Raw genomic sequence first — 13,170 nt, forward strand, 5'->3', positions numbered from 1 at the left:
CCTCATCAGCACCCCATCTCTACACATAAGGAAAAAATAAGAGCAGAATGGTTGAAGGTGGTATCCATCGCACACCGCTCCCCGAGCGGTCATGCGCATGAGTCGAAGGAGACGAGTCATGGCCGACGTCTCGCACACCAGAGGTGACATGGCCAGCCATCCGGACGTATCCGAGATGCGGGACCGGTACGACCGCATGCTCGGGGGCCGCGACGTGACGCTCCTGGACGGACCGGTGTTCCTGCTCGGTCTGTACTGCGCCGTGTCCCCCTGGATACTCCACTACACGACGAGCCAGCCCGCGCTGGTGACCCACAACCTGATCATGGGCATCGCCATCGGTCTGCTGGCCCTCGGGTTCACCCGGGCTCCTGAGCGCATGTACGGCCTGAGCTGGGCCTTCTGCGCGATGGGCGTCTGGATGATCATCGCGCCGTGGATCGTCGGGGACAGCCCGGACGCCGGCGTGGTCGTGAACAACATCGTCATCGGTGCGCTGGCCGTGGTCCTCGGTCTGATGTGCGCCGGCACGGCGGTAAGGAGCACCACCAGGTCGTAGCGCACTGAGGGACGGGACATCGCCCGGGGCCGGTCCGCACGGCGGGCCGGCCCTTCCGTACCCATGGCCGTGTCCATGACCGTAAGGCTGTTCGAAGTGATCCGGACTGTCCGCCGTTTCACGGGGCACTCGCTGTGATGCGGGCACAGCCCGCCGTGATGCGGGGATCGGAGAAGAGGAGCGACATGGAGATCTCGGGGATCATCAGTGCCATTGTGATCGGCATCGTCATCGGTGTGCTCGGACGGCTCGTCGTACCGGGCCGCCAGCGCATCGGCGTGCTGTGGACGATCCTCGTCGGCATCGTGGCCGCATTGATCGGTTCGGCGATCGCCGCCGGTCTGGACGTGGGCGACACGGACGGCGTCGACTGGGTCGAGTGGCTCATCCAGATCGGTCTCGCCGCGCTGGGCGTCGTCGCACTGGACCGGGCGAAGGCCCGCCGCTGACATCAGGCGCGGCGACCCACCGCGCACGAGGCACAGGCCCGCGACCGGCTCCGGTCGCGGGCCTCGGCGTGGGCGCCCTCAGGGCGTGAACACATGAGGTGTCGTCGTGGTCAGCGCCACGAAGCCGAGCCGCTCCAGGATGGGGCGGCTGGTGCTCATGGCGTCGACCTGGAGGTACCGGTAGCCGCGGTCCGCCGCCGCACGGGCGCGGTACGCGACGAGGGCCCGGTAGAGCCCGCGGCCCCGCCAGCCCTCGACCGTCCCGCCGCCCCAGAGCCCGGCGAACCGGGTGCCGGGCACGAGTTCCATCCGCGCGGCGCTCACGGGCTCACCGTCGTCCGTCACGGCGACCACGGCGAGCAGGGTGTCCTCGCCCGTGGCGAGATGCGCGAGCACCCGGTGCCGGATCGATTCCCCGTCGCCGCCGAACGCCCGGCGGTGCACCTCGGCGACGAGATCGGCACCGGCGGCGTCGGTCACGGGAACGAGGCGTAGGCCGGCCGGCGGCTGGACGTCCAGGTCCAGGGCGGCGGCCTCCGCGACCATCACCGTCTCCTCCGGCTCCGCCGTGAAGCCCGCGCCCCTCAGCCGTCGGCCCAGGTCGACGGGACGGTCGTGACCGTACAGCTTCCACTCGAACTCGAGCCCGAGGCCACCGAAGTGATCGATCTGCGCGGCGATGGCCGCGTCGGCCGTCGACTCGTCCAGCGCGGACCAGACGACGCCGTTCCACCCCGGCGCCGGCGACACCTGCCGGACGACCGGTCCTGCCCGCTCCACGACGGCGTCCGGGCCGTCCGGCCGCGCCCCCTGGCGCAGATCGCGGTCGAAGAGGGCGAGTACGGCGGCGGGATCCATGCGGTCACCTCAGCACCAACCCGGGGCGGCGGCAAGTGTATTACCGCGCGGCCCCGCCCCTGCCGGGCCTCGGCGTGCCACGGCCCCGTCCGTCGGCGACCATGGAGGACCGCACGGAACCGCTCCTGGAGGAGGACCCGGCCATGGTCGTCGAGGACGCCGAACTGCCGTATCTGCGCCGCTGTGTCGAGCTGGCCGCCGAGGCCCTGGACGCGGGCGACGAGCCGTTCGGCTCGGTCCTGGTGGGAGCGGACGGCACCGTCCTGGCCGAGGACCACAACCGGGTCGCCTCCGGTGACCGCACCCGGCACCCGGAGTTCGAGCTGGCCCGCTGGTCCGCCGCCCACATGTCCCCCGAGGAGCGGGCGGCGGCCACGGTGTACACCTCCGGCGAGCACTGCCCGATGTGCGCGGCCGCGCACGCCTGGGTGGGCCTGGGACGGATCGTGTACGTCGCCTCGTCCGAGCAACTGAGCGGCTGGCTCGCCGAGTTGGGCGTGCCCCCGGCGCCGGTGCGGCCGCTGCCGGTGCACGAGGTGGCACCCGGTGTGACCGTCGAGGGGCCGGTGCCCGAGCTGACGGAGGACATCCGGGCCCTGCATCTGCGGTTCCACGGGCGATCCGGCTGACGGCCCGTCCGCCCGAGATGCAGGCGCCGATCGGGGGTGCCTACGATCGAGGATGGACACAGACCAGGTGGAGGGCCCGGTCTCGTCCGAAGGGGCGAGTCGCCGGTCGTGGCCGCCGCCGCGGCGGCTGATGATCGCCTATGGCTCCCTGGTCGTCGCGGCGACGGCCGTGTACATGACGGTGCCGGACGCGCTCACTCCTGTGTGGGCGCTGATCGGTCTGTCCGGTGTCGTCGCGATGCTGGTCGGCACGCATGTGAACCGGCCCGCCCACCGCTGGCCCTGGTGGGTGCTGGCCGCGGCGCTGTTCTCCTTCATCGCCGGGGACACGTACTACAACGTGGTGGAGACGTACTTCCACGTCGAGAATCCGTTCCCCTCCCCCGCCGACGCCTGCTACCTCGTCACCTATCCGCTGTTCGCCATCGGCCTGTCCGGACTGGTCCACTACCGCTGGACCGGCCACGACCTGCCCGGACTGGTGGACGCGCTGATCCTGACCGCGGGACTGGCGCTGCCCGTCTGGGTGTTCCTCGTCCAGCCGCTCGCCGAGATCGACGGGCTGACCTGGGAGCAGCGGGCCATCAGCATCGCCTATCCGCTCGGCGACGTGCTCGTGCTGGCCCTGCTCGCCCGGCTGCTGACCCCGAGCGGCACGACCCGGAACAACGCGTCGCTGGCCCTGCTCGTCGTGGGCACCGTGACCCTGCTCGGCTTCGACATCACGTACGGGATCCTGCAGCTGCACGAGGAGTGGCGGACCGGCACCCTGGTGGACTCCGGGTGGATCGTCTTCTACGCGGCCTGGGGACTGGCCGCGCTGCACCCGTCGATGGTGGAGCTGACGGCGTCGGAGCCGGTGCGCGAGTCGCTGCTGCCGCCGCCGCGCCGGCTGCTGCTGCTGGCGGTGGCCACCTTCGTCGCCCCGGCCGTCCTGCTGATCGAGGGCGTGAAGGACCGGCCGCACGGTGTCCCGGTCATCGCCGCGTTCTCCGCCACGCTGTTCCTGCTGGTCATCCTGCGTCTGGCCGGCATGGTGGTGGCGCATCGCCGGGCCGTGGAGCGGGAGCTGACGCTGCGCGCGGCCGGTGCCTCGCTGGTGTCGGCGGTCCGGCAGGAGGAGGTCGTCCGCTCCTGCGAGGCCGCCGTCGACCGGCTGCTCGGTCCCGCGGTGCGGCACCGCACACTGCTCCTGCCGGCCGAGCAGACGTCGGCGCTCACCCCGCGCCACGCCCGGCTGGTCACCACCGACACCCTGGAGCCGGAGATCGCGGCCCGCCTGGACGGGCTGAGTTCCGCGCTGGTCTGCCCGATGGTGCCGCCCGACCGCCCGGCCGGAAACATCCCGGGCGTGCTGGTGGTGGCGGGGCCGCCGGGGCGGCTGAACGAGACCCGGAGCTCGCTGGAGATCCTCGCCTCGCACGCGGGTCTGGCGAAGGAGCGCGTGGTCCTGCGCCAGGAGATCATCCGGCGGGAGAGCGAGGCGTACTTCCGCACCCTCGTGCGCAACGCGTCCGACGTCATCCTGATCCTGGAGGACGACGACGTGATCCGGTACGCCAGCCCGTCCGCGGCCTCCGTGTTCGGCAGCTCGGACCTGGTGGGCCGGGTGCTGCCGGACCTCGTGGACCCCAGGGACCGGCAGCGGGCCGCCCGGCAGCTCGCGGCGGTCCGCGAGATCGGCCCGCGGGCCACCCACGACCACTGGTGGGTACGGCATCCGGACGGCCGGTGCGAGGTGGAGGTGCGGTGCAGCGACTTCCGTGACGAGCGCACCGTGGCCGGTCTGGTGGTCACGCTGCGGGACGTCACCGAGCAGCGGCGGCTGGAGCACGAGCTGACCGAGCGCGCCTTCCACGACTCGCTGACCGGGCTGCCGAACCGGACGCTGCTGCTGGAGCGCATCGAGCGCGCGCTGCTGCGCGGGCGCCGCGAGTCGTCGCTGACCTGTCTGCTCTTCATCGACCTGGACGACTTCAAGCTGGTCAACGACACGCTCGGGCACTCCGCGGGCGACCATCTGCTCAAGGACGTCGGCATCCGGCTGTCGCGGACGCTGCGGCGCACCGACACCGCGGCCCGGCTCGGCGGGGACGAGTTCGCCGTCCTGATGGAGGACGCGCGGCAGCCGCTCGACGCGGAACTGCTGGCCGCGCAGGTGATCCAGACCCTGACCCGGCCCTTCGCGCTGGGCGGCGAGTCGGTGGCCGTGTCGGCGAGCGTGGGCGTGGCGACGGCCCGGGACAGCACGGACGCGGACGAGCTGCTGGGCCACGCCGACCTGGCCCTGTACGCGGCGAAGGCCGCGGGCAAACGGCAGTGGCGCCGCTTCCGTCCGCTGCTGCACAGCCGCATGATCGAACGCCACAATCTGCAGAGCCGGCTCGCCAAGGCGGTAGCCGCCCGGGAGTTCGCGCTGCGCTACCAGCCCGTCGTGGACATCGCCGCGGGCGACGTCGTCGGCTTCGAGGCGCTGGCCCGCTGGCCGCGCACCGCGCAGCGGCCGGTCACCCCGGAGCAGTTCATCGGCCTCGCCGAGGAGACCGGGCACATCGCCGCCCTCGGCGCATGGGTCCTGGAGAAGGCGGCCCATGACATCGCGGGGCTGCAGCAGGAGCACGGGGCGGAGCGCCCGCCGTATGTCAGCGTCAACGTCTCGGCCCGGCAGTTCCGGGACAACGGGTTCGTGCAGCAGGTCGACCAGGCCCTGCGGACACCGGGGCTCGCGCCAGGCAGTCTCCAGCTGGAGCTGACGGAGACGGTGCTGCTGCGCCGGGACACCCAGGTCCAGTCGATGCTGCGGTCCCTCAAGGACCTGGGGGTGCACATCGCGGTCGACGACTTCGGCACCGGCTTCTCCTCGCTGCGCTATCTGCGGGACTTCCCCATCGACGTCCTGAAGATCGACAAGTCGTACATCGACGACATCCCGCGTGACGCCCAGCAGGTGGCGCTGGTCGAGGGCATCGTGCACATCGCGGACACCCTGGGGCTCCAGGTGATCGCCGAGGGCATCGAGGAGCCCGACCAGCGGGACCTGCTGGCCAAAATGGGCTGTCGGTTCGGCCAGGGGTATCTGTTCGCCCGGCCGATGACGCTGGAGGAGAGCCGACAGGCGCTGCGCCGGGACGGCGGCCGGTCCGCGCCGGGCACCGGAGAGCGGCGCCGCGACGGCGACCGGCGGTCCCTGCCGGTGCGGGGCCGGAGGGTGGCCCGGGAGGGCGACCTGGACCGGCTGCGCCGTACCAGCCCGATGACGGACGCCGTCCTCGACGAGGTCCGCGGCCGGCAGATCCGCAGCCGAGGACACTGGCTGATCGACTTCGCGTCCTGCAACTACCTGGGCTTCGACTGGGACCCGGAGATCGCCGCCACCATCGAGCCCGCGGTGCAGGAGTGGGGCACGCACCCGAGCTGGTCGCGGTTGCTGGGCAGTCCCCGGCTGTACCCGCGGATCGAGGAGCGGCTCGCGGAACTGCTGGGCGCCCCGGACACCCTGCTGCTGCCGACGCTGACCATCATCCACACCTCGGTGATCCCGGTCCTCGCCGACGGCGGGCAGGTCTTCGTGGAGGCGACCGCGCACCGCACGGTCTACGACGGCTGCACCGTGGCCCGCGGCCAGGGCGCGACCCTGCGCCGGTTCCACGCCGAACGCCCGGAGGAGCTGGACGCGTTGCTGGCCGCGGCCCCGGCGGGCGCACCCCGGCTGGTCTGCGTCGACGGGGTCAACAGCATGACCGGCAACATCCCCGACCTGCCCACGCTGGCCGCCGTCTGCCGGGACCGGGGCGCCACCCTGTACGTCGACGACGCGCACGGCTTCGGTGTCATCGGCGAGCGCTCCCTCGTCGAGCCGTGCCCGTACGGCCTGCGGGGCAACGCGGTCGTACGGCACACCGGTGAGTCGTACGACGGGATCGTCCTGGCCGCCGGGTTCTCCAAGGCGTACTCGTCACTGCTGGCCTTCCTGGCGCTGCCCACCGATCTGAAGAACCGGCTGAAGACGGCGGCCGCCCCCTATCTGTACTCGGGTCCCTCGCCCACGGCGTCGCTGGCGACGGCGATGGCCGGGCTCGATGTGAACGCCCGGCGCGGGGACGCCCTGCGCGCCGACCTGTACCGCCTGACGGCCCGGGTCCTGGACCATCTGGACGCCCTGGGGGTGCGCACCCTGAACAGCGACCGGCTGCCGATCGTGGAGATCCCGCTCGCCGACCCGTCCGACCTGGAGCAGGTCGCGCGGTTCCTGTGGCAGGAGGGCATCTATGTGACGGTGGCCGCCTATCCGCTGGTCCCCCGGGACCGGGTCGGCTTCCGCGTCCAGCTCACGGCACTGCACACGGACGAGGACATCGACCGGCTGAACGACGTCCTCACCCGACTCTCCGCACGCTTCCCGCTGCGGCCGAAGGACTGAGCCGAGCATGACCACGCACAACGACGACGTGGACTGGGACCGCTGGCCGGTGGCCGACTACCTCGCGGAGAACTACCGCGAGGTGCACCCCTGCGACGCGGCGGTCATCGCCCACCACTCGGCGTTCTACCGCCGGCTGCCGCCCCGCTCGCTCGGCCGCTCGGTGGAGTTCGGCGCGGGACCGAACGTGTATCCGCTGATCCTGGCCGCCGCGGCGAGCCGCCGGGTGGAGGCGGTGGAGGCCGGCGCGGGCAACGTTGCCTATCTGGAGCAGCAGATCCTGGACGGGCCGGACGCCAGCTGGCTGCCGTTCCACGATCTGTGCCGCCGGCTGAACCCCGGCCTGCCGGCCACGCTGGCCGGGGCGCTCGCCCCCGTGCACGTGGTGCACGCCGATGTACGGGACCTGCGGCCCGGCCACTACGACCTGGCCTCCATGCACTTCGTGGCGGAGGGCGCCACCGAGGACCGCGCCGAGTTCACCGCGTTCTGCCGGACGTTCGTCCGGTGCGTGGCGCCGGGCGGGTATCTGGTGGCGGCGTTCATGGAGAACATGCCGACGTACCGGATCGGCCCGGCCTCCCGCTGGCCGGGCTGCCCCGTGGACCCGGACATCGTGTCGGAGGTGTTCGCCCCGCTCACCCGCGAACTGGCCGTCACCCGCATCGACGCGGACCCGACGCTCCCGGACTACGGCGACTCGGGGATGGTGCTGCTGGCGGGGCGGGCGCGCTAGCCGAGTTCGAGGGTGGTGACGCCGAAGACCCGGTCCTGGGCGTACGGGCGGACCGGCCCGGTGTACATGCGGGCCGTCTCGAAGGACGGGGTGAAGCCGGCCGCCTCGACCAGGGCGACGCCCGCCGGGTTGGTCTCGGGCACATCGACGGCGACCTCGTGGCCGCCGGTGTGTGCGGTCAGCGCGTCGAACAGGGCCCGGGCGTCCTCGGGGCCGTCCGCGAAGAGCGGGCCGATACGCGGGCCGTCGTGTCCGGGCCGGACGACGCCGTACCCGGTGACACGGCTCCCGGAGCGCCGGACGACGGCGTGGTGGCCGGGGGCGCCGAGCCACGCGCGCAGGAAGCGGGGCCGGTCGGCCGGTGTGCACAGGGCGTCGTAGGCGAGAAGGTCCTCGATGTCCTCCGGCCGTACGGCGCGGACGCCGTCCGGTGTCCGGGTGGCGGGGGCGACGCCGGTCCAGCGGGTGGTGCGGTGGGCGTGGGCGAAGCCGGAGCGGCGGTAGTTGTCCTGCTGGGCGACGACGCCGTCGAGGCCGACGGTGCGGTCCCCGGCGTGTGCGAGGCCGGTCCGCCAGGTGGCCAGGCCGAGGCCGCGGCCGCGCAGGTCGGGGCGGACGAGGTAGCAGCCGAGGAAAGCGTAGTCCGGGCCGTAGGTGACGACGGAGATCGCGGAGACAGGCTCGCCGTCGATGCGGCCGAGGAAGAAGCCGTCGGGGTCCTGCGCGAAGAACGCGGGTCCGTCGGACAGCCCCGGGTTCCAGCCCTCGGCGGCGGCCCAGCCGCTGATGACCGGCCAGTCCTCCGGTCCTGCCCGGCCGACGACGAGGTCCGTGGGGGCCGCGAGGACCATGGGGGCGCTCCGTTCGACGGGGGTGCGGTCACGCGGCATCCTCGCCGATCCCGGGGGCCCGGGTCACGACATGATCAAGCCGATGCCACGCCGGGCCCGGTGACGCACAGAAGGCCCCACCTCCCGTGTCCAGCGGGTGGGGCCTTCACGCGATGACCGACGACGGGGTCAGCGCACCGCCTGGGCGCGGAAGCGCCGGTAGAGGACGGCACCGCCGAGGACGAGCGCCGTGGCGCCCGCCGCGAGCGGGGCGGCCGCGTCCGCACCCGTGTGGGCGAGGACCGCTCCGGCCTCGTGCGGCACGTGCGCGGGCGGCATCGACCGCACCTCGGGAGCCTTGGGCTTCGCCTTCGGCTCGGGGGCCGGCAGCGTGGTGGCGGGCGTGTCCTCGCCCGAGGTGTTCACCGACTCGTTGTCGATGGCCGCGTTGCCGACGCCGATCACGTTCACGCTGTTGCCGGTGACGTTGACCGGCACGTGCAGCGGCAGCTCCACGACGTTGCCGGAGCCGATGCCGCCGGACTCGGTCGCGACGCCCTTCGCCTTCGCCCCGCTCACCGAGGACGCGGCGGACGTGCTGTCCTCCTCCTTCTCCTTCTTCTTCGCACCTCCGTCCTCGTTGACGCAGGTGTTGCCGACGGCGGGGTTCAGCAGCCCCACCACGTTCACGGTGTTCCCGCACACGTTCACCGGAACGTGCACCGGCACCTGGACGGTGTTCCCGGAGAGCACTCCGGGCGAGTCGGCCACGGCGGCGTCCGCCGCGGAGTCGGCGTAAGCCGGGAATGTCACGGCCATCGCGCCCGAGGCGGCAGCGATGGCGATCACACCGTTTCGGGTAACCCGTCTCATAGGGTCCCTGCCTTCCAGACATGGTCACGAGCACTCGCCCGCACCGGATAAAACGCGAGCGATCCATGCGAGTTATGGCTTATCGGCCATTCACCCCATCGAGTGCCTGGTAGTCGAACTAGGGGTAAACGGTCTGATCACCGCACAAGTCGCACAGGCGGCCGACGCACAGGTGCGCCGTTCGTGCGGAGGCGACCATTCCGGGTGCCGCCTATCGTGAGCCGAGGACGCCGCTCCCCGGACCGCGACGGGCGTCCCTGGAGGCATCGATGCCGGCAAAGCTGTCCACGCGTCCCTTGCTGCGGCGCAGCGCCGTCACCTGTGCGGTCGGGCTGGCCGTGATCGGCACCGGCCTGCCGATGGGCAGACCGTCCGAGCCCGACGTGTCCCGCTTCTACGAGCAGAAGGTCGCCTGGGGCAAGTGCCCGGGCGAAGGCATGCCCAAGGACATGCAGTGCGGCAAGATCACCGTTCCGCTGGATCACGACCGCCCCCGCGACGGGACACTCGAACTGGCGCTCGCCCGCTACCGGGCGACGGGTGACCGCAAGGGTTCGGTGCTGGTGAACTTCGGCGGGCCGGGCGGCGCGGGTGTGCCCCAGTTCGCGGGCGCGGGCAAGGAGTTCATGAGCCTGACGGACGACTACGACATCGTGACGTTCGACCCCCGCGGGGTGGGCCGCTCGTCCCCGGTGAGCTGCGGGGACGGCAAGGAGCAGATCGACCTGCCCGACGACGACGCGGAGGTCCGCCGCGATCCGGAGGCCGTGCTGGACGCGCTGCGGAAGGCCGCCGACGCGTGCGCCCGGCACTCGGGCCCGGTCCTGCCGCACATAGGCACCGTCGACGCCTCGCGCGACCTGGACGTGATGCGCGCGGCGCTCGGCGACAAGAAGCTCAACTACCTCGGGTTCTCCTACGGGACACGGCTCGGCGCGGTCTACGCCGCCCAGTTCCCCGACAAGGTCGGACGGTTCGTGCTCGACGGCGTGGACACCCTGACGGAGCCGTTGGCCGAGCAGGGGGTGGCCGGCGCGGAGGGGCAGCAGAAGGCGCTGGACGAGTTCACCGACTGGTGCGCGCAGGACGTCGCGTGCCCGTTCGGAACGGACGCGCGCCAGGCCCGCCGGTATGTGGTCATGCTCGTCGACTCCCTCGACAAGGACCCGGTGCCCTCGGTGTTCGGCGAGCCGTTCACCGGGCAGGACCTGGTCGGCGCGATGGGCAGCGCCCTGTACAGCAAGGAGTTGTGGCCCTCGCTGGAGCGCGCCCTGGCCACGCTGGTCGAGGACGGCAGCACCCACGCCATCGAGGCGTTCGCCGGTGGCGGGGCCTCGCCCACGCGCCGCGCGCAGGCCGGGGACGACGACGGCCACCTGGCCGACCCGGAGGACGTCCCGCTCGACAACCCCGCCGCGGCGATGATGGCGATCAACTGCGCCGACGACCCCGACCGTCCCGGCGGCCGGCAGATCGCCGACGGCCTCGACCGGCTGCGCGCCCGCTACGAGGAGGCCTCACCGGTCTTCGGCCGGCACCGGCTGACCGAGGTGCTGATGTGCTACGGCCGCCCCCGGGGCACGGACTTCATCCGCGAGGACGTCAAGGACCTGGACACGCCGAAGATGCTGCTCGTGGGCACCCGCGGCGACCCGGCGACGCCGTACCGCTGGACCATGGAGACCGCGCGGCGGCTGGGCTCGCCCGCCGTGGTCCTGGACAACAAGGGCAGCGGGCACACCGGTTACGCCTCGTCCAAGTGCGTCCACGGCAAGGTCGACGCGTTCCTGCTGTACGGCACCCTGCCGCCGGACGGCAGTTCGTGCGCGCCCGACGAGGAGCGCGAGTAGTCGCCCGGCCGGCGGCGCCCGACCAGGTGAGGGATTGCCCCAAATGCCCGAAGGGCGAATCGGTCCTATCGTCTTCTTATGGAGCACGCACTCAGTCCCACCACCCTGTCCGAGCTGCGGCGCCCGCGCCCCTACCCGGCCGTGTCCGTGCTGACGCCCACACATCGCCGCGAGCCCTACCGGGCCCAGGACCAGGTCCGGCTGCGCAATGTCGTCGCCGAGGCCAAGAAGCAGTTGGAGAGCGATCCGTCGGTCACCCGGGAGCGCCGGGCGGAGGTCGAGCGCGAACTCGACCAGGCCCTCGCCGAAGTGGACCTCACCTACGCCGAGGACGGCCTGGTGATCTTCGCGGCGCCCGGTGAGCACCAGGTGTGGTCGCTCGCCCGGACCGTGCCCGAGCGCGTGGTGCTCTCGGACACCTTCCTCACCCGCAACCTCGTCTCCGCACAGGCCGCCGAGCGGCCGTACTGGGTGTGCTCGGTCGCCGCCGACCGCGTCACCCTGTGGACCGGCACCCTGGACCGCATCACCGAGGCCCGGATCGGCGGCTTCCCCCTCACCCGGCGTCCGGAGAACTTCGACGCCGAGCGCCGCGAGCGGATCGGCGACACCCCGAGCACCTTCCGCGACGAGGACACCCGGCACTTCCTCAAGGACGCCGACTCCGCGCTGGCCGCCGTCGTACGGCGGGATCCACGGCGCCTGTACGTCACCGGCACACCGGCGGCACTGTCCCTGCTGGACGAGATCGGCGGCGCCGCGAAGCTCGCCGTGCACATCCCGCACGGCGGTCTGGCGCACGGCACCCGGGACGCGGTGTGGCAGGCCGTCCAGCCCCGGATCACCGCCGACCTCCGGGAGAGCACGGACCAGGTGATGCGTGAACTCGTCGCGGCCCGGGGCCGCAGGGCGTACGCGGCCGGGGTCGACGAGGTCTGGCAGAGCGCCCGGGAAGGGCGGGTGCGGCTGCTGGCCGTCGAGGAGAACTTCCGGATGACGGTGCGCGGCGAGGACGGCGACCATCTGATCCCGGCGGCGAGCGGCGAACTCGACGCCCGCGAGGACATCGTGGACGAGATCGTCGAGCAGTGCCTGGAGACCGGCGCCGACGTCCGGTTCGTGCCCGACGGCACCCTGGACGACGCCGAGCGGATCGCGGGCGTCCTGCGCTACTGACGGGCGACCGGACGAGGGGATGACGAGGAGGTACGGCCGCGGTCGGCCTCCTCGTCGTTCCGCGCCCGGTCACACACCGTCGAAGAGCGCGCTCAGGCCGCGTTCCACGGCCTCGCCCAGGTCCTCCTCGCCCGGCGCGACCACCGCGCACGTGCGCAGCAGGAAGCGCTCGAGGGCGGGGGTGTCGAACTGGAGCAGCGCCATGCCGTGCGGGGAGTGCAGCTCGACGACGGTGCGCTCTCTGCCACAGGGCCAGACGCGCACGTCGCCGTCCCCGGCCGGCCCGCGCAGCCCGGCGTCCAGCAGGCCGCGGGCGAACGTCCAGACGGCGCCCCGGCCGTCGAGGGAGACCTCGCCGGGGAAGTCGAGATGCACCGCCAGCGGGTCCGTGGACCGGTACCGCAGCGTGGCGGGGACGGGGAGTTCGCGCTCCTCGCCGGTGATCAGGCGGGCGTGGGCGGGCTGCTCCAGGGCGATCTCCATGGACACTCTCCCCTGCGTCGGCGGACGGTGATTTTTGCGGCTTGCTTTTAGGAGCCCGCAATCACCTTTCGCATGACACCTTCGCGTGGATTCTTTTTGTGAACTGCATCACTTCCGCGGAGTGCAACCCTCCGACGCACGGCCGCCAGGGCTCACCCTTAGAACAGCTGACCGTCGAACATGCGCATGAGCGTCGCCGGGCGACCCCGGGCGCCCCTCATTTCACGTACGCCGCATACGCCTTCACCGCGGCGGGCACGTACACCACGCGTACCGCGTGACCTGTTCCGGAAGACTCTGGCATATG

The 13,170-nt window shown here is 72.2% G+C and carries 11 protein-coding genes; 7 read left to right on the forward strand and 4 right to left on the reverse strand.

Going from position 1 to position 13,170, the window contains the following annotated elements; all coding sequences use genetic code 11:
- Positions 1-118: 118 nt before the first annotated feature.
- Together KBY32_RS07385 and KBY32_RS07390 are read left to right on the forward strand one after the other, a co-directional pair.
- On the forward strand, positions 119-559 hold the full coding sequence (locus KBY32_RS07385) for an SPW repeat protein (RefSeq protein ID WP_210979311.1): 441 nt from the start codon (positions 119-121) through the stop codon (positions 557-559).
- A gap of 185 nt (positions 560-744) precedes the next feature.
- Positions 745-1,008 carry a GlsB/YeaQ/YmgE family stress response membrane protein gene (locus KBY32_RS07390; RefSeq protein ID WP_055619720.1) on the forward strand — a complete coding sequence of 88 codons (264 nt, stop codon included), beginning with the start codon at positions 745-747 and terminating at the stop codon, positions 1,006-1,008.
- 78 nt (positions 1,009-1,086) lie between these two features.
- On the opposite strand, the gene KBY32_RS07395 is transcribed toward KBY32_RS07390, so the two are convergent.
- Positions 1,087-1,866, reverse strand: coding sequence for a GNAT family N-acetyltransferase (locus KBY32_RS07395; RefSeq protein WP_210979312.1), 780 nt, complete (start codon positions 1,864-1,866; stop codon positions 1,087-1,089).
- A 143-nt stretch (positions 1,867-2,009) separates the two neighbouring features.
- Between KBY32_RS07395 and KBY32_RS07400 the strand changes: the two genes are divergently transcribed.
- The 3 genes from KBY32_RS07400 to KBY32_RS07410 all read left to right on the forward strand — a co-directional run bounded on the left by KBY32_RS07400 (position 2,010) and on the right by KBY32_RS07410 (position 7,651).
- The gene (locus tag KBY32_RS07400) at positions 2,010-2,495 is read left to right on the forward strand and encodes a nucleoside deaminase (protein WP_210979516.1); all 486 of its coding nucleotides are present in this window, start codon (positions 2,010-2,012) and stop codon (positions 2,493-2,495) included.
- 130 nt (positions 2,496-2,625) lie between these two features.
- A complete protein-coding gene (locus tag KBY32_RS07405; protein WP_210979517.1) occupies positions 2,626-6,915 on the forward strand; it encodes an aminotransferase class I/II-fold pyridoxal phosphate-dependent enzyme in 4,290 nt (1,429 codons plus the stop codon).
- 7 nt (positions 6,916-6,922) lie between these two features.
- Positions 6,923-7,651, forward strand: a complete 729-nt coding sequence (locus KBY32_RS07410; RefSeq protein WP_210979313.1) for a class I SAM-dependent methyltransferase — start codon at positions 6,923-6,925, stop codon at positions 7,649-7,651.
- Here KBY32_RS07410 and KBY32_RS07415 read toward each other — a convergent pair.
- A complete protein-coding gene (locus KBY32_RS07415) occupies positions 7,648-8,502 on the reverse strand; it encodes a GNAT family N-acetyltransferase (protein WP_210979314.1) in 855 nt (284 codons plus the stop codon). The genes KBY32_RS07410 and KBY32_RS07415 overlap by 4 nt on opposite strands.
- A gap of 168 nt (positions 8,503-8,670) precedes the next feature.
- Positions 8,671-9,354, reverse strand: a complete 684-nt coding sequence (locus KBY32_RS07420) for a chaplin (protein ID WP_164492253.1) — start codon at positions 9,352-9,354, stop codon at positions 8,671-8,673.
- A gap of 269 nt (positions 9,355-9,623) precedes the next feature.
- Here KBY32_RS07420 and KBY32_RS07425 point away from each other — a divergent pair, with 269 nt between their 5' ends.
- Positions 9,624-11,204: an alpha/beta fold hydrolase gene (locus tag KBY32_RS07425; RefSeq protein ID WP_210979315.1), complete on the forward strand. Its 1,581-nt coding sequence runs from the start codon at positions 9,624-9,626 to the stop codon at positions 11,202-11,204.
- A gap of 78 nt (positions 11,205-11,282) precedes the next feature.
- Positions 11,283-12,380 (forward strand): chemotaxis protein, encoded by a 1,098-nt coding sequence (locus KBY32_RS07430; protein ID WP_115505822.1) that lies wholly within the window; start codon positions 11,283-11,285, stop codon positions 12,378-12,380.
- A gap of 69 nt (positions 12,381-12,449) precedes the next feature.
- Here KBY32_RS07430 and KBY32_RS07435 read toward each other — a convergent pair whose 3' ends face one another.
- Positions 12,450-12,863, reverse strand: coding sequence for an SsgA family sporulation/cell division regulator (locus tag KBY32_RS07435; RefSeq protein ID WP_108705522.1), 414 nt, complete (start codon positions 12,861-12,863; stop codon positions 12,450-12,452).
- Between the last annotated feature and the right edge of the window lie 307 nt (positions 12,864-13,170).

Source organism: Streptomyces sp. RK62 (assembly GCF_018070255.1).
In the GTDB taxonomy this organism is placed as follows: domain Bacteria; phylum Actinomycetota; class Actinomycetes; order Streptomycetales; family Streptomycetaceae; genus Streptomyces; species Streptomyces nigra.